We start from the raw sequence: 16,682 nt of genomic DNA on the forward strand, positions 1-16,682 counted from the left end.
TGAGACTAGCGGTTGCGACGGCGTTTGCCGGTCGGTACCCGGTCGGCGTCATCCGTGTCGGCCGCGCCCCGGCGTCGGCGCACCGGGCGGGCGCCGGCGCTCGGTGTCACACCCGACTCGATCCCGGCGCGACGGTTCAGCACCTTGGCGGTGTGCCGGGACACGTCGTCGCGGCGTTCCTTCAGCGTCACCAGCAGCGGTGAGGCCAGGAAGATCGAGGAGTACGTGCCGACCACGACGCCGACGAGCTGGATCAGACCGAGATCCTTCAGCGTGCCGACGCCGAGGAGCCAGACCGCCACGACCATCAGCGCGATGATCGGCAGGACCGAGATGATGGTCGTGTTGATCGACCGCATCAGCGTCTGGTTGACCGCCAGGTTCGCCTGCTCCCCGTAGGTCCGGCGGGATGTCTGCAGCACCGAGCGGGTGTTCTCCTGCACCTTGTCGAACACGACGACCGTGTCGTAGAGCGAGAAGCCGAGGATGGTCAGCAGACCGATCACCGTGGCCGGGGTGACCTCCCAGCCGACCAGCGAGTAGACACCCGCGGTGGCGACGATGTCGAAGACCAACGACGCCATCGCCGCGATCGACATCTCCCGGTCGAACCGGACCGCGATGTAGACGAACACGATGACGAGGAACACCGCGAGCGCGATGACCATCTTCTCGGTGATCTCGCGGCCCCAGGTGGAGCTGACGTCGGAGATGCTGACCTCGGAGGCCGTCAGGGCGGGACCGAACTCCTCGGTCAGCGCGCGGGTCACCGCCTCGGCCTGGGCCAGGTCGAGGGTCTCGGTGCGCACCTGCACGGTGGCGCTGTTGCCGGCGCCGGCGGTCTGGACCGATTCGGGCTCCTCGCCGAGGGCCTCGGTGACGACCTTCTCGACCGAGTCGGCGGTGATCTCCGACGAGGCGACCGGCACCGACATCTGGGTGCCGCCCTCGAAGTCGATGCCGAAGGTGAAGCCGCGGATCGCGATGGACGCCAGGCAGATCAGCATGATCACCGCGGTGACGATGTACCACATCTTGCGCTTGCCGACGATCTCGAAGGCGCCGGTACCGGTGTACAGGCGGGCGAAGAAGCCGCGGCTGTTGTCGGAGACGAAGTCCGCATCGGTACCGGAGGACGGTGACGGCGGTTCGACGACCGCAGTGTTGCCGGTCTCCCGCGGGTCCTTGTTCGGGTTGTCCGGACGGGTCATCGCACAGTCCCCTTCTCGCTCGTGGACGCGTCGACACGAGCAGCTTCGACGCCGGCGGCCTCGGCCTGGCGGCGGGCCGCGACCTTGCGCTCGCGAGCCACCTCGCTGACCGCGCCGAGGCCGTTGACGCTCGGCTTGGACAGGAACGACGACCGGCTCGCGTAGACCACCAGCGGGTGGGTCACCAGGAACACGACCATGACGTCGAGGATCGTGGTGAGTCCCAGGGTGAACGCGAAGCCGCGCACCTCACCGATCGCGAGGATGTAGATCACCGAGGCGGCGATGAAGCTGACCGCGTTGCCCGACCAGATGGTGCGGCGGGCACTCGCCCAACCGCGTGGCACGGCCGAGCGGAAACTCCGACCCTCGCGCATCTCGTCCTTGATGCGTTCGAAGTAGACGACGAACGAGTCCGCGGTCATACCGATACCGATGATCAGACCGGCGATGCCCGCGAGGTCGAGGGTGAATCCGATCCAGCGGCCGAGCAGGACGATGATGCCGTAGACCATCGCTCCGGCGAGGACCAGCGACAGCATCGTCAGGATGCCGAGCATGCGGTAGTAGGCCAGTGCGTAGATCAACACCGCGACGAGGCCGATCGCACCGGCGAGCAGGCCCGCCTTCAGCGACGAGAGACCCAGTGTCGCGGAGACGGTTTCGGCGTCGGAGGCGTTGAACGACAGCGGCAGTGAGCCGTACTTGAGCACGTTCGCGAGTTCGTTGGACGATTTCTCGGTGAACGGGTCGGCGCTGCTGCCGCTGATGCGGGTCTGGCCGCCGGGGATCGGCTCGTTGATGGCCGGTGCGGAGACGACGGCCGAGTCGAGGGTGAACGCGGTCTGCGTGCGGTTGGGCGCTTCCTGGGCGGTGTACTTGGGCCAGAAGTCCGCGGCCTTGCCCTTGAACTCGAGGGTGACGACCCATTCGCCGGTCTGCGGATCGGTGCCGGCGGACGCGTCCTTGATGTCGCGGCCGTCGATGATCTGCGGACCGAGGAGGTAGACCTCCTTACCGTCGGTGGAACACGCCACCAGGTACTGATCGGGCAGATCGTTGCCGCGGAGCGGGTCGTTGGCGGTCGGCGAACAGTCCATCTTCGCCATCTGCTCCTGCAGCGGGACCAGCTGCTCCTGCTTGGCATCGCCGGGCGCTTGACGGATCTTGCGCTGTTCGGCGATCGCCGCCGCGGCCACCTCGGTGGGCATCGCGTTGCCCTGGTCCTCGTCCTGGTTCTCCGGCTTGGGCGGCTGCGGGGTCGCCGCCGTGGCGCCGACGACCGGCCGCACATACAGACGCGCGGTCTGACTCAGCGACTTGGCCTGCGCGCCGTCCTCACCGGGAACCGTGATCACGAGGTTGTTGCCGGTGACGACGACCTCGGAACCGGACACGCCGAGGCCGTTCACACGCTGCTCGATGATCTGCTTGGCCTGGTCGAGCTGCTGGCGGGTCGGCTCCTTGCCGTCCTCGGTGCGCGCGGTCAGCGTCACCCGGGTTCCGCCCTGCAGGTCGATACCCAGTTTGGGCTCGAGCGTCCGGGGACCGGTGAAGTAGATCAACCCGTACACGACGGCGAGCAGAGCGAGGAAGGCCACGAGCGGACGCCACGGTGGGATCTCTCGACTCGGTCGCGACCGCTTGCCGGCGGGCTTGTCCGCCTTTGCGGTCGAGCGAGGACTTGTCACAGCTGTTCAGGTCTCCTTTGGGAACGTCAACCGGCCGAGGGCACTCTGACCGCATGACCCACCGACTCCGAAGGTCTGCGTGCGCGCGCCGCGATGGCAGCGGGGCACGCAGACCTCAGCAAGACAGGCGATGCGCGGGAGGTGGGCAGGAGGCGCCACGCCGATCGCCGGCGCGGCGCTGCTCCGGGATTACTTGTCGGTGTCGCGCGCGTCGTCGGACGACGGCTTGTCGAGGCTGACCGAGTCCGAGTCGTCCGCGTAGTCGCTGTAGTCGGCTTCCGGAGCGGTGTGGCCCGGGTAGGTCGCGGCGGCCTCGTCGGTGGGGATGACGCGCATGATCGCGAGACGGTTCCAGCGGGTGACCACACCGGTGGCGATCTCCACGTCGACGAAGTCGGACGACGCCGCATCGATGACGGTGCCGAACAGGCCCGAGGTCAGCTGGATGCGCGTACCCGTCGACACCGAGTTCTGCATGTCCTGCATCTCGGCCGCGCGCTTCTTCTGCTTCCGCATCGACAAGAACATGAAGCCGGCGAGCAGTGCCAGCAAGAGGGGGAAGAGCAGAGCGTCCATGGGTGAGAGTCAGTCCTTTGTGTTTCGGGTTGTACCGCGTGCACCACCACCCCGCGCCGAACGGCGAGAGGCGTCAGATGGTCACGCTGTGCTCCACACAGTGTGCCACGTCCACCGGAGAGAGCATCCCTGCAGGTGGTGCCCCGCGTCACACCGGGGTTCCGCACGCGGGTCGGGTCAGAGTTCGCCGAACAGGGACTCGCCCCCGACGTCGCGGGGGCGGGCGCCGAACGAGGCGTTCATCGCGCCGGCGGGCGGCGTCAGGCCGAGGTGATGCCACGCCGCCGCGGTGGCGACTCGGCCACGTGGGGTGCGGGCGATCATCCCGGCCCGGACCAGGAACGGCTCGCAGACCTCTTCGACGGTCGCGGGCTCCTCGCCGACCGCCACGGCCAGCGTCGACACCCCCACCGGTCCCCCGCCGAACGCCCGGATCAGGGCGTCGAGGACGGCGCGGTCGAGTCGGTCGAAACCGAGTTCGTCGACGTCGTAGACCTTGAGGGCGGCGCGGGCGACGTCGACGGTGATCGAGCCGTCGCCGCGGACCTCGGCGTAGTCGCGGACGCGTCGGAGCAGGCGGTTGGCGATTCGGGGCGTGCCGCGTGACCGGCGCGCGATCTCCTCGGAGGCGTCGGGCCGCAGCTCCATGCCGAGGATGCCCGCGGACCGGTTGAGCACCCGGACGAGTTCGGCGGGGTCGTAGAACTCCATGTGCGCGGTGAACCCGAAGCGGTCGCGCAGCGGGCCGGTCAGCGAGCCGGAACGGGTGGTGGCGCCGACCAGGGTGAACGGGGCGACGTCGAGTGGGATCGAGGTGGCACCCGGGCCCTTGCCGACCACGACGTCGACGCGGAAGTCCTCCATCGCGAGATACAGCATCTCCTCGGCGGGCCGGGCGATGCGGTGGATCTCGTCGATGAACAGCACGTCGCCCTCGACGAGGTTCGACAGCATGGCGGCGAGGTCCCCGGCGCGTTCGAGTGCCGGACCCGATGTCACCCGGATCGCCGCACCCATCTCGGACGCGATGATCATGGCGAGCGAGGTCTTGCCGAGTCCCGGAGGACCGGACAGCAGGATGTGGTCGGGGGTCCCGCCGCGGCCCTTGGCCCCGTGGAGGACGAGTTCGAGCTGCTCGCAGACGCGCGGCTGACCGATGAAATCGGCCAGCGACCGCGGACGCAGGCCTGCGTCGAGATCGCCGTCGGACCGGACCGGTGTCGCGTTGACCTCGCGATCCTCGAGGTCGTCGGGATCGCCGGTCATCACGAAGCCTTGCCCAGCATCGCCAGCGACCGGCGGAGCACGGTCGACGCATCGGCGTCGGGGTTCTCGGCGAGGACCGCGGTGACCGCCTTCTCTGCGGGGGCAGCGGTGAAGCCGAGTCCGACGAGCGCCTCGGCCACCTGATCGCGGATTCCGACTGCGGGAACGCTGCCGGTGGCCGTGTCGGCCGTCGGACGGTCCACCTTGTCCCGCAGTTCGACGCAGAGTCTTTCGGCGACCCGCTTGCCGATGCCGGGCACCGACGTCAGTGCCTTGGTGTCGGAGTCGGCCAGCGCACGACGCAACGCGTCGGGTTCGAGGACCGCGAGGGTCGCCATCGCCAGCCGCGGACCGACGCCGGTGACCGTCTGCAGCAGCGCGAACAGCGCGCGGGCGTCGGGTTCGGTGAACCCGTACAGCGTCATCGAGTCCTCGCGGACGATCATCGAGGTCAACAGCGTGGCCTCGTCGCCGCGGCGAAGACGGGACAACGTGACCGGGGTCGCCAGAACCCGGTAACCGACTCCCGCACAGTCGATCACGGCGTGATCGAGGGCGATCTCGAGAACCGGACCGCGGACTGACGCGATCATGCGCGACTCCCCTCTCGTGCCTGGGCGAGCCGCTGGCGATGCTTCGCGGCGGCCGCATCGGCCTGTTTCTGCGCGGCTGCCATCCGCTCCATCATGGGTCCGCGCCAGCAGTGACAGATCGCGAGCGCGAGAGCGTCCGCGGCGTCGGCCGGCTTCGGCTTGGTCTGCATGCCGAGAATCCGCGTCACCATCGCGGTCACCTGGGCCTTGTCCGCCCGACCGCTGCCGGTGACGGCGGCCTTGACCTCCGACGGCGTGTGGAACCGGACGGGCACGTCACGCTGACTCGCCGCAAGCGCGATCACGCCGCCGGCCTGGGCGGTGCCCATCGCGGTCGAGACCTGGTTCTGCGCGAACACACGCTCGATGGCCACCACATCGGGCTGGTGGACGTCGAGCCAGTGGCACGCCGAGGTATAGATCGCGAGCAGCCGCTCGGCCAGATCCATGTCGCTCGGCGTGCGCACCACGTCCACGTCGAGTGCGGTCACCGACCTTCCGCGACCCGACTCCACCAGCGCTATGCCGCACCGCGTGAGACCCGGATCGACGCCCATGACGCGCACTCGTACCCTCCCAGGCATCCGAACGATGTTACGAACAACTGTTCGAGATCCTATCGGGGAGAGCGGACAACTCCGATGATCAACACGCCCCCGCGAGGGCGGCGAGCCTCAGTCGTTCTCGAGCTCGGCAAGGACCTCGTCGCTGATGTCGACGTTGCTGTAGACGTTCTGCACGTCGTCGGAGTCCTCGAGCGCGTCGATCAGCTTGAAGACCTTGCGCGCACCGTCGGCGTCGACGGCGACCTCCACCGATGCGCGGAAGCTGGCCTCGGCGGAGTCGTAGTCGATGCCGGCTTCCTGCAGGGCGCTGCGCACCGCGATCAGATCGGTCGGTTCGCTGACGATCTCGAAGGTGTCGCCGAGGTCGGTGACCTCTTCGGCACCGGCGTCGAGCACGGCCATCAGGACGTCGTCCTCGGACTGGCCGTTCTTCTCGAGGGTGACGACGCCCTTGCGGGTGAACAGGTACGACACCGAACCCGGGTCGGCCATGTTGCCGCCGTTGCGGGTCATCGCCGTGCGGACCTCGCCGGCCGCGCGGTTCCGGTTGTCGGTGAGGCACTCGATCAGGATCGCCACGCCGTTGGGGCCGTAGCCCTCGTACATGATGGTCTGCCAATCGGCGCCGCCCGCCTCTTCACCACCGCCGCGCTTGCGGGCGCGTTCGATGTTGTCGTTGGGCACCGACGACTTCTTCGCCTTCTGGATGGCGTCGAAGAGGGTGGGGTTGCCGGCCGGGTCACCACCGCCGGTTCGTGCCGCCACCTCGATGTTCTTGATGAGCTTGGCGAACATCTTCCCGCGCTTGGCGTCGATGACCGCCTTCTTGTGCTTGGTGGTGGCCCATTTGGAATGGCCGCTCATGTCGTCGCATCCTTTCCCGGTGCCGGTGCGCAGCGGGTGGTCACCCGCGGAACGCATGCCGGGCCCGTGGCCCCGCATCCGACGATCCTCAAGCCTGCCGACTGCTGCCGCAGGCGCTTGCACTGTCGCTGGTTCGGCACGATCTTACCGACGCACCATCTGCACGAAGTATTCATGTACGCGTCCGTCGCCGGTGACCTCCGGATGGAACGACGTCGCGAGCACATTTCCCTGACGTACGGCGACGATCCGACCCTCGGCCGGCCCCTCCGGAACCCGGGCGAGGACCTCCACGTCGGGTGAGATCGATTCGACCCAGGGCGCCCGGATGAAGACCGCCCGCATCGGCTGCGCACCGGCTCGATCGGTGATGCCGACGAAGTCGAGATCGGTCTCGAAACTCTCCACCTGACGGCCGAAGGCGTTGCGCCGCACCGTGATGTCGAGCGCGTCGAGGTGGCGCGCGTCGGGACGGGTGTCGAGGATCGTGGAGGCGAGCATGATCATGCCCGCGCAGGAGCCGTAAGCGGGCAGCCCGTCCGAGAGTCGCTCGGCGAGCGGGTCGAAGAGATCGAAGATGCCCAGCAGCTTGCTCATCGTCGTCGACTCCCCGCCGGGGATGACGATGCCGTCGATCTCGTCGAGCTCGGACCGCCTGCGGATGGGCAGTGCGTCGGCGCCGCTGGCCTCGAGGGCGTGGACGTGTTCGCGCACGTCACCCTGGAGTGCGAGAACCCCGATCCGCGGTCGCGATCCGGCGCTCACCGATCGGTCCGGGCGTGCTGGTCCTCGGGCATCTGGCGTCCGGTGCGGGCGAGCCCCTCCTGCGTGACCGCCGCGACCATGCGTCCCTGCCGGTCGAAGATCCGGCCCTGCGTCAGGGCACGTCCGCCGTCCGCGGACGGCGACGTCTGGTCATAGAGCAGCCAGTCGTCGGCGCGGAACGGGCGCATGAACCACATCGCGTGGTCGAGGGAGGCGACCTGCGGGTTGGACTCGGGGTGCGGCACGCGCGACGACCCGAGCAGGGTCATGTCGCTCATGTAGGCGAGCGTGCCCACGTGGAACACCGTGTCGTCGGGCAGCTGGTGCCGATACCGGAACCAGACCCGTTGCTGCGCAGCGAGATACGGGGAGGTGACCATCTTCTCGGGCGGCACGATGCGGAGGTCGAAGTTACGCCATTCCTTGAACACCGCGCGCTCTTCCTCGCCCAGCTCGTCGAGGCGGTCGGTGAGTTCCTCGGGGTCCGGCACCGGCGGCATGCGGTCCTGGTGCTCGTAGCCCTGGTCGGTCCGGACGTGGAACGACGCCGACATCGTGAAGATCGCCTCACCACGCTGGATCCCGGTGACCCGCCGGGTGACGAAGGACCGCCCGTCGCGGATCCGGTCGACGAGGAACACCGCCGGGATGTCGGGATCGCCGGGTCGCAGGAAGTATCCGTGCAGCGAGTGGACGTAATGGTCGGCGTCGACCGTTCGCGTCGCCGACATCAGCGCCTGACCGGCGACCTGGCCGCCGAAGGTGCGCTGGAGGTGGCTGGGGAAAGCACCACCCCGGTAGATGTCGGTCTCGATCTGCTCGACCTGGAGTATGTCCTCGATGGCTGCCACGCCGACCAGTATCCCGCACCGGGCAACCCATCCCGATGTCAGCCTCTACAGCTCGTCGAGCGTCATGATCCCGTCCTGGATGGCGCGGGCCACGAGCGAGGCCTTGGTGGGGGCCGGGCGACCGATCTCGGCGTACTTGGCGCGGATGCGGGTCAGGTGGGTGTTGACCGTGCCGAGGGAGATGTAGAGCTCCTGGGCGACGGCGGGCTTGGAGTCGACGAGCATCCAGGTCCGCAGCACCTCGACCTCGCGGGAGGTGAGATTGGGCTTGGCGCGACCGGTGGACGCCTCGGTGGTCACCGCGGTTTCGGACGCCGGCATCGGCGAGGCGACGCGGTGCAGGTGCGGGTGCCCGGCGCGGAGACCGAGGCCGGGCTGGTTCTGACGGGAGACCTGTCCGGGGAGCGGCATCCGGCGGGCCGCGAGACGGGCCAGTGCCTCCTGGCGACGGGCCTGCGCCTCGGCGTCGCGTCGAGCGTTGATCTGGCGCAGGTGCTGGGGGGCCTGGTGGGCGATCGCAGTCATGTGTGCTTCCTCTTCACTCATCGAACCGGATGGTCTGTGCCGGGTCTTCGCCGGCGATGAGTTGAAGATTATAGGCGTTTCGCGCCCCGGTCGATGGGGAGAACTCCCCACCGCATGGGGAGAACTACCCATGCCATAACCGCAGGTCAGAGGACCCGGTCAGCCTGCGGCGTTCCGCGCGGCCTCCGCGTCGATCAGCGGGAGGTCCTCTCGGGTCACGATGCGCGAGGACACCGCGTACTCGACGAGCTTGGTGCGGCGGTTGCTCGCGAGTTTGCCACCGCCGCCGCGCATCCCGCTGACGCCGAGCTGATCGAGCTTGTCGCAGACGTTGTCGAGCTTGCGGTTGAACTTGGTCAGCGGCCAGCCGAGGCGTCGGGCGGCCTGGGCCGAGGACGGGATCGACGAGGCGCCGGTCCCCTCGCGGCGCAGGATCTCCTCCGCCAGTACGACGATGAGCAGCTTCTGGCTCTCGGTCAGGGTCGGCACGCCCTGAGTGGTGTGGCCGCCGCTGAACTCCGGGCGGGTCACCGACTTCACCTGCGGCGCACGGGCGAACACACTCAGCTCGTAGGTGGTGGGGCCGGCGGTGAACACGATGGTGGTCTCGCCGAACACCAGCGGCATGCGGGCCCCCGGACCGAGGGTGGCCGAGAAGCCGACATCACCGGCCGACACGCTCGCCGACAGGTGGGTGCCCAGGTTGGTGAGCCACCACAGCCCGTTCTCGTTGTGCACCACCAGGAATCGGCGGTGGAGATACGGGTTGTCGTCGATCGACAGATCGGCCTCACGGCCGATGAAGAAACGCCGGTCGGCGTCGAGCGCGGTTCGTTCGCCGCAGTACTCGACGTAGGTCGCACCGTCGAGCCCGGTGTCGGCGGCGTCCGAGGGGTCGTAGACCGAGGGATCGTGACCTGTGTTCACCAGATCACCTCCATCAGTTGGGGTCTGAGACCGTCGCCTCGTCGGTGGACTTTCCCTCGGCGGCGCCGTCGAGAGCAGGCATCGTCAGGGTCGGAACCGACTCGTGCACGGTCACCACGATGACGGTGACGTTGTCGTGGGCGCCGAGTGCGAGCGCCGCATCGACGAGACGTTCGGCCGCTTCGTCGGAGGTCGACGCGTTGGCGAGGATGTCGCCGATCTCCTCGTCGGGCAGCTCACCGGTGAGCCCGTCGGTACAGAGGAGCAGGACATCGCCCGGGAAGGCCGGGGTGTTGAAGAAATCCGGGACGGGATCGACCATCCCGGCACCGAGGGCACGGGTGATGACGTTGCGCCGCGGATCGGTTCGCGCCTGCTCCGGCGTCAGGAAGCCCGCGTCGATGAATTCCTGGACCTGTGAGTGGTCGGTGGTCAGCTGCTGCAGCGAACCGTTCTGGTACCGGTAGGTGCGCGAGTCGCCGATGTTGAGGACCAGCCAGTGCGGGCTCTGTTCGTGGGTGACCAGCACAGCACCGGTGGCGGTGGTGCCCGCCCGACGGTCGGTCTCGGTGTCGATCTCGCCGATGCGGCGCTGTGCCGCGACCAGCAGGTCGTCGAGCTGCACCTTGGTGGCGTTCAATTCACCGGCGCTCGTCGCCTCGGAGAGCGTGAGCAGTGCGGCCTCGCTGGCGAGTTCGCCGCTGTCGTGACCGCCCATGCCGTCGGCGATGAGATACATGCCCGGCAGTGCCAGGGCGGCATCCTCGTTGGTCTCGCGGACCCGGCCGACGTTGCACGCCGCCGACCACTCGAGCCGCAATTCACCCACGATGTGTGTGCCCGAGACCGAGGCATCCCGAACGATGGTCGCCGCATCCATGATCAGCAGATCCTACCGCCGGAACACCCCCGGCTCGCTACGCATGTCGACTGTTCGGTCTCCGGCGTGTTGAACGGGGGCGCTCCGGCGGCGGGGGTCACCAGCCGCGCTCCGCCAGGCGGTGCGGCGTCCTGAACGTATCCGCTAACCGTCCGAGGCGTCAGCCCGGTAATCGGCAAGTAAATGGAGTAGATCGACGAGCTGCTAGACACGTTTAGTTGAGGCGCGCGCACGTCTACCCCCTAAGTTGACGCTCGGTCGTGCGGCTCGCGTAGACACGAAGCCTCCCACGGAAGCAGTGGCCGCCTCTGGTTTAGAGAAATCGCGGAAAAACGCGGGCGAATGAGTCAGTGGTCTGCACTGCCCACTCACGCAGCGCCGCGCGGATCTCGCCGTCGCGGAAGTCGCCGGCCCGCGTGATCTGGATCCGACTGGCGGCTTTCGTCGGCAACTCCTGCCAATCAAGAGCCACGCCGACGGCCTCCTCGATCTCGGGCTTGTGATGCTCGAGATCGTAGTAGGTGTCCTTGGCGTTCACATAGAACTCGACCCCAACGTACGACTTCTGCGAGTTCACCGTAATCAAGATCTGCCCCTTGCCCGAGCCGACACGGACCTCGTACCAGTGCTGAGGCTGGGGCCGCGCCCAGCTCTTCACGTGCGGGGCACTCTCGTTGCCAAGCTCGCGGACCTCCTCGAAGAATGCTTGTTGCTGCAGCTTGAGGTCACTCACGGAACCCGACGCAGTACTCTGCTTCACCGCCTTGAGCCAGTCATTGGGCTTGGCAATGATGTTGAATCGCGGAGCGGCAGCAGAACTCCCAATCCGCCACGCCTCGATCTGGATCAGGAAGAGGTGGATCATGTCATCAGTGTGCTCGTTGAGCCAGTTGACGGCGTTCTCGTGTTCCTCCCGGGCGTCCTTGACGATCCAGACGAGCACCTCGGCCTGCTTCCCAGCACCGTAGGTGAGAATCTTCCCCAGGTGGTCGTGGTCGGTCTGCTCGAGCTGATTCTCGATGACGACGACGCGGTCCTCGGAGTCCACCGCAAGGATGTCGGCCTTGTACGAGCCGACATTCACCTCGGTGTCTGTCACCGTCAGCGAGCCGCCGCCGAGGATCACCTCGGCAAGCTGATCAATGTTCTCCGGCAGCGCAAGCCACTGCGTGAAGTCAGACGCTTCATGTCTCCAGACCTCACGTAGGGGCACCTGCTCGAGTCGGCCGAGAACAGTCATGCGTCACTTTGTCCTTCCGCGTCGGGCGACTCTTGACGCTCCCATGCATGATCGCGCCGCTCCCGGTGTCGGCGGCGACCTTTACGTCGCCTGTCTACCCGGAGGGACATCGACGCCACATCACAGCCTGATTGCGCCAAGGCAAATCCTATCGGCGAGCGGCCGGCGCACGCGGCAAACCACGAAAGAACAACTTTGCGTCACGCGAAATCGGATGTGGGGTAGCGTTCTCCAATGAGAAGGCGCGACCGTCGACCCGGGCAAGAGCTAGAACGGATTCATGTCGTCCGACGACTCGACTGTCACACTGCCAACCATGCGCGAGGGCTGAGGTCGACGCTGGCATCCGGCGGGCGCCTCACTATGCCGTGAGCCGTCAGGTTTTCGACAACGGCTTCTAACTAAGATCACGGCCATGGGGCGCCCGCCTAGGTGGTCACTCCGCAAACTTTCACGGCGTGACCGCGAATGCCTTGTTTACCAGCCGCGCTCGGCCAGGCGGTGCGGCTGCGGGATGTCGTCGACGTTGATGCCGACCATCGCCTCGCCCAGGCCGCGCGAGACCTTGGCCAGCACGTCGGGGTCGTCGTGGAAGGTGGTGGCCTGCACGATCGCGGCCGCACGCTGAGCCGGGTTGCCGGACTTGAAGATCCCCGAGCCCACGAAGACGCCCTCGGCGCCGAGCTGCATCATCATCGCCGCATCGGCCGGGGTGGCGATACCGCCGGCGGTGAACAGCGTCACCGGCAGCTTGCCGGCCTCGGCGACCTCGACCACCAGGTCGTAGGGAGCCTGCAGTTCCTTTGCCGCGACGTACAACTCATCCTTCGGCAGCGACGTCAGGCGACGGATCTCGTCGCGGATCTTGCGCATGTGGGTGGTGGCGTTGGACACGTCACCGGTGCCGGCCTCGCCCTTGGAGCGGATCATCGCCGCACCCTCGGTGATCCGACGCAGCGCCTCACCCAGGTTGGTCGCACCGCAGACGAACGGCACGGTGAACGCCCACTTGTCGATGTGGTTGGAGTAGTCGGCCGGGGTCAGCACCTCGGACTCGTCGACGTAGTCCACGCCCAGGCTCTGCAGGATCTGCGCCTCGACGAAGTGCCCGATACGCGCCTTGGCCATCACGGGGATGGACACCGCGGAGATGATGCCGTCGATCATGTCCGGATCGCTCATCCGCGAGACGCCGCCCTGGGCGCGGATGTCGGCGGGCACGCGCTCGAGAGCCATCACGGCCACCGCGCCGGCGTCCTCGGCGATCTTCGCCTGCTCGGGGGTGACCACGTCCATGATCACGCCGCCCTTGAGCATCTCGGCCATTCCCCGCTTGACACGGGCAGTGCCCTGTCCGACCTCGGGAACGGTCGCGCCGTTGTGACTCACTGATTTCTCCTCATGTCGCTGTCTCGGCGTGCCGCAGCCGATCCCCCTTCAGCGGACCCCGCGGCAGCGTGGAACCAGTCTAGGTCAGCCCGGTGAACGCCCTGGTGTCAGGATCACTCGCCCCGGCCCGGTGAGACGCGCTCGATGATCTCGAAGTACGTCGGCGGCGACGCGCGGCCGCCCAGACGCAACCACCGGACCAGTCGTCGCTCGGCGAGGGCACGGGTGTCGCGCACCGCGTCGTTGTAGAACCGACGGGCCATCATCACCCGTGTCTCGGCGTCGGCGAGCTCGATGACCAGCGCCGGAGACCGTCCGGAGGCGTCGGCGCGGGCCAGCGCCGACGACAGCGCGTTCTCCGCGTCCTCACGAGCCTCGGGGGCTGCTCGTTCCGCCCGGTCCGCCAGTGCGGCCAGCTCGGATCCCGGCAGTTCCGCGGCGATGGCACGCACGACGACGGCCCGTCGGTCGAGACTCGCGTAGAGGGACTGCCGGGCGAGGTCGACGCGCACGTTGAGGCGGTCGAGGCGGTTGGCGGTGTGATAGGCCCAGCCGGCGGCCAGCAGGACCGCGACGACCCCGAGGACGATCCAGGTCGCCATCAGTCGGACACCACCACCGGTCCGGCACCGACGGTCACGGTGTCGTAGACGCGGAGGATCTGGTCGGCCACGCGGGACCAGTCGTACTTGTCGGCGCGGACACGTCCCCGGGCGACCAGCTGCTCGCGCGCCTCGTCGTCGGAGAGCAGCGAGATGATGCCCGCCGCGAGCTGATCCGGGGAACCGGTGTCGACGAGCTTGCCCGCCCGGCCGTCGTCGAGGACGCGCCGGAAGGCGTTCAGCGAGCTGGCGATCACCGCGGCACCGGCGGCCATCGCCTCGACGAGGACGATGCCGAAGCTCTCGCCGCCGAGGTTGGGGGCGCAGTAGACGTCGGCGGAGGCCAGGGCGCGCGCCTTGGTCGCGTCGTCGACCTGCCCCAGGAAGACGAGGTGATCGGCGAGGCTTCCCGCGCGCCGGCGCAGCGCGGCCTGGTTGCCGCCGCCGACGACCAGGACGCGCACGTCCGGGAACTTCTCCACCACGGACGGCAGCGCGCGCATCAGGATGTCGATGCCCTTGCGGGGTTCATCGAAGCGGCCGAGGAACAGGATCGTGCGGCCGGGATGCGGGTAGCCGTCGAGCGGTTCGGCGTTGGCGAAGCCGGCGACGTTGATGCCGTTGGGGATCTCCACCGCATCGGAGCCCAGCGACTCCATCTGCCAGCGCCGGGCGAGTTCGGAGACGGCGATCTTGCCGGCGATGCGTTCGTGATACGGGCGCAGGATGCCCTGAAAAGCGCTGAGCCACAACGACTTCGATGTCGCCGTGTGGAAGGTCGTGACGATTGGTCCGGAGGCCACCATCAGCGAGAGCATGGAGATCGACGGTGAGTTGGGTTCGTGGACGTGCAGGACGTCGAAGCCGTTCTCCGCGATCCAACGACGCAGTCGCAGATACCCTTTAGGACTGAAGTTCACCCGCGACACCGACCCGTTGTACGGGAGGGCCAACGACGGGCCCACGCGCACCACGTACTCGGGCAGTTCGGTGCGGCGCGACGCCGGGGCGAGGACGCTCACCTCGTGACCGCGGTCGATGAAGACGTGGGCGAGTTCGGTGACGTGCGCCTGCACACCGCCGGGGACGTCGAACGAATAAGGGCAGATCATCCCGATTCTCATGCGGCTCCCCCGGTTTCGTTCATCCGTGCCCTCTGCCGATCGGTCCAGTCGGCTTCCCAGAGCGGTTGCAGCATGTGCCAGTCGGCAGGATGTGCGGCGATGTTCTCGGCGAACGCGTCGGCGAGCGCCTGGGTGGCCGTCTCCACGCCGCCGGAGACATCGATCTCCTCGCCGACGCTCATCGACGAGTAGGGCGCCTCCTCGAACCAGTGGTGGGCCGGGAACAGGGCTGCGCCGGTCTCGATCGCCAGCCTCGCCGATCCGGCCGGCATCCGGGTGCGCTCCCCGAAGAAGGTGACCGGGACGCCGTGGCGCGCGAGGTCGCGCTCCCCCAGCAGGCAGACGATGCCGCCGGCCCGCAGGCGGTCGGCGAGCACTCCGAACGGGGGCTGTTCACCACCGCTGAGCGGGAAGATCTCGAAGCCCAGCGACTCCCGGTACTCCACGAACCGGTTGAACAGCGACTCCGGTTCGAGCCGTTCGGCGACCGTCGCGAACTTCCCGTAGTGCTGGACGAGCCAGACGCCGGCCATGTCCCAGTTGCCGGTGTGCGGCAGGGCCAGCACCACACCCTTGCCGCGCGAGACCGCGGCGTCGAGCCGGGCGTGATCGGCGTCGGGCAGGTTCCCCGTCGACGCCACGGTGGCACGGTCCAGAGCGGGCAGCCGGAAGGCCTCGCACCAGTACCGAGCGTAGGAACGCACCGCATCCGCGACCAGTTCGTCGGGCACGTCGGCGGGGTCGGCGACCCCGATCACGCGGGCCAGGTTGCGGCGCAACTGATCCGGACCGCCGTTGCGGCGTCCCGCGAACCCACCGGCGCGGTCGAACACGGTGCGGGCGGCGCGTTCCGGTGCGTAACGGACCGCGGCCCAGCCGGCCCGGTACCCCAGGTCGGCGGCGAGTGCGGCGATGCCGGTCATCGTGACCCGGTGGGCGGGGTCGTCGGGCCGTCCGCGTCGGGATCGGCGGCTTCGGTTTCCGCCTGGAGCGGGATCAGATCCCGCGCACCCGGCGAGTTGGAGATCGACCACATGCGCTGGCCCACGGTGATCACGCTGCCGACGGCGAGCAGCCACATCGCCACGTGTACCGCCCAGGGCAGGCCGAGACCGGTGAGGCCGGTACCGACGAGCACGATGATCAGGCGGTCGGGGCGCTCGATGAGACCGCCGTCGCCGTAGAGGCCGCTGGCCTCGGCGCGGGCCTTCGCGTACGAGATCACCTGCGAGGTGACCAGGCAGATGAGGGTCGCGACCAGGAGCAGGCGGTGGGGTTCGGTGATGGTGCACCACCACACGAGGCCGGCGAAGATCGCGCCGTCGGCGATGCGGTCGCACGTGGCGTCGAGGACGGCCCCGAAGCGGGTTCCGCCGCCGCGGGCACGGGCCATCGCACCGTCGAGCATGTCGAACATGACGAACAGCCAGATCACCAGGGTGCCCGCGAACAGGTAGCCCATCGGGAACAGCGTGAGCGCGGCCGCCACGGTCGCCACGGTCCCGATCACGGTCATGATGTCCGGCGTGAGCCCGGTACGCAGCAGCGCCCGCCCCATCGGCAACGTCACCTTGGAGACCGACGCCCGACCCAGAATGCTCAGCATCCGCGA

General features: G+C 68.2%; 18 protein-coding genes. All 18 read right to left on the minus strand.

From position 1 onward, the window contains the following. Window positions 1–5: 5 nt before the first annotated feature. The 18 genes from secF to pgsA all read right to left on the minus strand — a co-directional run bounded on the left by secF (window position 6) and on the right by pgsA (window position 16,676). The gene (secF, locus tag PWF70_RS13315; protein ID WP_035751445.1) at window positions 6–1,211 is read right to left on the minus strand and encodes a protein translocase subunit SecF; all 1,206 of its coding nucleotides are present in this window, start codon (window positions 1,209–1,211) and stop codon (window positions 6–8) included. Then, window positions 1,208–2,902: a protein translocase subunit SecD gene (secD, locus tag PWF70_RS13320; RefSeq protein WP_006356978.1), complete on the minus strand. Its 1,695-nt coding sequence runs from the start codon at window positions 2,900–2,902 to the stop codon at window positions 1,208–1,210. Before secD ends, secF begins: the two co-directional genes overlap by 4 nt. 189 nt (window positions 2,903–3,091) lie before the next feature. Beyond that, a complete protein-coding gene (gene yajC / locus PWF70_RS13325) occupies window positions 3,092–3,478 on the minus strand; it encodes a preprotein translocase subunit YajC (protein WP_006356979.1) in 387 nt (128 codons plus the stop codon). Window positions 3,479–3,655: 177 nt separating this feature from the next. Beyond that, on the minus strand, window positions 3,656–4,744 hold the full coding sequence (ruvB, locus tag PWF70_RS13330; RefSeq protein ID WP_006356980.1) for a Holliday junction branch migration DNA helicase RuvB: 1,089 nt from the start codon (window positions 4,742–4,744) through the stop codon (window positions 3,656–3,658). After that, window positions 4,744–5,337 (minus strand): Holliday junction branch migration protein RuvA, encoded by a 594-nt coding sequence (gene ruvA / locus PWF70_RS13335; protein WP_006356981.1) that lies wholly within the window; start codon window positions 5,335–5,337, stop codon window positions 4,744–4,746. The genes ruvB and ruvA overlap by 1 nt, the downstream gene beginning before the upstream one ends. Further along, entirely contained in the window at window positions 5,334–5,903 is a 570-nt protein-coding gene (gene ruvC, locus PWF70_RS13340) for a crossover junction endodeoxyribonuclease RuvC (protein WP_035751443.1), read from the minus strand. Before ruvC ends, ruvA begins: the two co-directional genes overlap by 4 nt. 108 nt (window positions 5,904–6,011) lie before the next feature. Continuing rightward, complete coding sequence (locus PWF70_RS13345) at window positions 6,012–6,767, minus strand: YebC/PmpR family DNA-binding transcriptional regulator (RefSeq protein ID WP_035751683.1); 756 nt, start codon at window positions 6,765–6,767, stop codon at window positions 6,012–6,014. A 144-nt stretch (window positions 6,768–6,911) separates the two neighbouring features. Next, entirely contained in the window at window positions 6,912–7,532 is a 621-nt protein-coding gene (gene pdxT / locus PWF70_RS13350) for a pyridoxal 5'-phosphate synthase glutaminase subunit PdxT (protein WP_042375796.1), read from the minus strand. Beyond that, a complete protein-coding gene (locus tag PWF70_RS13355; RefSeq protein WP_006356985.1) occupies window positions 7,529–8,383 on the minus strand; it encodes an acyl-CoA thioesterase in 855 nt (284 codons plus the stop codon). Before PWF70_RS13355 ends, pdxT begins: the two co-directional genes overlap by 4 nt. Window positions 8,384–8,428: 45 nt before the next feature. Continuing rightward, window positions 8,429–8,908: a helix-turn-helix transcriptional regulator gene (locus PWF70_RS13360; RefSeq protein ID WP_035751441.1), complete on the minus strand. Its 480-nt coding sequence runs from the start codon at window positions 8,906–8,908 to the stop codon at window positions 8,429–8,431. A gap of 159 nt (window positions 8,909–9,067) precedes the next feature. Continuing rightward, window positions 9,068–9,835 (minus strand): hypothetical protein, encoded by a 768-nt coding sequence (locus PWF70_RS13365; protein WP_042375795.1) that lies wholly within the window; start codon window positions 9,833–9,835, stop codon window positions 9,068–9,070. Between the two features lie 13 nt (window positions 9,836–9,848). Then, entirely contained in the window at window positions 9,849–10,715 is an 867-nt protein-coding gene (locus PWF70_RS13370; RefSeq protein ID WP_035751439.1) for a PP2C family protein-serine/threonine phosphatase, read from the minus strand. A 313-nt stretch (window positions 10,716–11,028) separates the two neighbouring features. Continuing rightward, entirely contained in the window at window positions 11,029–11,955 is a 927-nt protein-coding gene (locus PWF70_RS13375; protein ID WP_006356989.1) for a DUF4268 domain-containing protein, read from the minus strand. 477 nt (window positions 11,956–12,432) lie between these two features. After that, window positions 12,433–13,344 carry a pyridoxal 5'-phosphate synthase lyase subunit PdxS gene (pdxS, locus tag PWF70_RS13380; RefSeq protein WP_006436347.1) on the minus strand — a complete coding sequence of 304 codons (912 nt, stop codon included), beginning with the start codon at window positions 13,342–13,344 and terminating at the stop codon, window positions 12,433–12,435. Window positions 13,345–13,457: 113 nt separating this feature from the next. Continuing rightward, window positions 13,458–13,946 (minus strand): LemA family protein, encoded by a 489-nt coding sequence (locus tag PWF70_RS13385; protein WP_035751435.1) that lies wholly within the window; start codon window positions 13,944–13,946, stop codon window positions 13,458–13,460. Further along, the gene (locus PWF70_RS13390; RefSeq protein WP_035751433.1) at window positions 13,946–15,070 is read right to left on the minus strand and encodes a glycosyltransferase family 4 protein; all 1,125 of its coding nucleotides are present in this window, start codon (window positions 15,068–15,070) and stop codon (window positions 13,946–13,948) included. The genes PWF70_RS13385 and PWF70_RS13390 overlap by 1 nt, the downstream gene beginning before the upstream one ends. Continuing rightward, window positions 15,067–15,993 carry a phosphatidylinositol mannoside acyltransferase gene (locus PWF70_RS13395; RefSeq protein WP_035751432.1) on the minus strand — a complete coding sequence of 309 codons (927 nt, stop codon included), beginning with the start codon at window positions 15,991–15,993 and terminating at the stop codon, window positions 15,067–15,069. The genes PWF70_RS13390 and PWF70_RS13395 overlap by 4 nt, the downstream gene beginning before the upstream one ends. After that, window positions 15,990–16,676: a phosphatidylinositol phosphate synthase gene (gene pgsA / locus PWF70_RS13400; RefSeq protein ID WP_035751430.1), complete on the minus strand. Its 687-nt coding sequence runs from the start codon at window positions 16,674–16,676 to the stop codon at window positions 15,990–15,992. The genes PWF70_RS13395 and pgsA overlap by 4 nt, the downstream gene beginning before the upstream one ends. Between the last annotated feature and the right edge of the window lie 6 nt (window positions 16,677–16,682).

The organism is Gordonia sp. Swx-4 (assembly GCF_030316175.1).
Taxonomy (GTDB): Bacteria; Actinomycetota; Actinomycetes; order Mycobacteriales; family Mycobacteriaceae; genus Gordonia; species Gordonia alkanivorans.

Coding starts and splice junctions, on each gene's coding strand:
- PWF70_RS13360 (WP_035751441.1), bottom strand. CDS start 8,908: ATGACTGCGATCGCCCACCAGGCCCCCCAGCACCTGCGCCAGATCAAC.
- ruvB (WP_006356980.1), bottom strand. CDS start 4,744: ATGACCGGCGATCCCGACGACCTCGAGGATCGCGAGGTCAACGCGACA.
- PWF70_RS13395 (WP_035751432.1), bottom strand. CDS start 15,993: ATGACCGGCATCGCCGCACTCGCCGCCGACCTGGGGTACCGGGCCGGC.
- secF (WP_035751445.1), bottom strand. CDS start 1,211: ATGACCCGTCCGGACAACCCGAACAAGGACCCGCGGGAGACCGGCAAC.
- PWF70_RS13385 (WP_035751435.1), bottom strand. CDS start 13,946: ATGGCGACCTGGATCGTCCTCGGGGTCGTCGCGGTCCTGCTGGCCGCC.
- ruvA (WP_006356981.1), bottom strand. CDS start 5,337: ATGATCGCGTCAGTCCGCGGTCCGGTTCTCGAGATCGCCCTCGATCAC.
- PWF70_RS13375 (WP_006356989.1), bottom strand. CDS start 11,955: ATGACTGTTCTCGGCCGACTCGAGCAGGTGCCCCTACGTGAGGTCTGG.
- PWF70_RS13370 (WP_035751439.1), bottom strand. CDS start 10,715: ATGGATGCGGCGACCATCGTTCGGGATGCCTCGGTCTCGGGCACACAC.
- PWF70_RS13345 (WP_035751683.1), bottom strand. CDS start 6,767: ATGAGCGGCCATTCCAAATGGGCCACCACCAAGCACAAGAAGGCGGTC.
- yajC (WP_006356979.1), bottom strand. CDS start 3,478: ATGGACGCTCTGCTCTTCCCCCTCTTGCTGGCACTGCTCGCCGGCTTC.
- pgsA (WP_035751430.1), bottom strand. CDS start 16,676: ATGCTGAGCATTCTGGGTCGGGCGTCGGTCTCCAAGGTGACGTTGCCG.
- PWF70_RS13390 (WP_035751433.1), bottom strand. CDS start 15,070: ATGAGAATCGGGATGATCTGCCCTTATTCGTTCGACGTCCCCGGCGGT.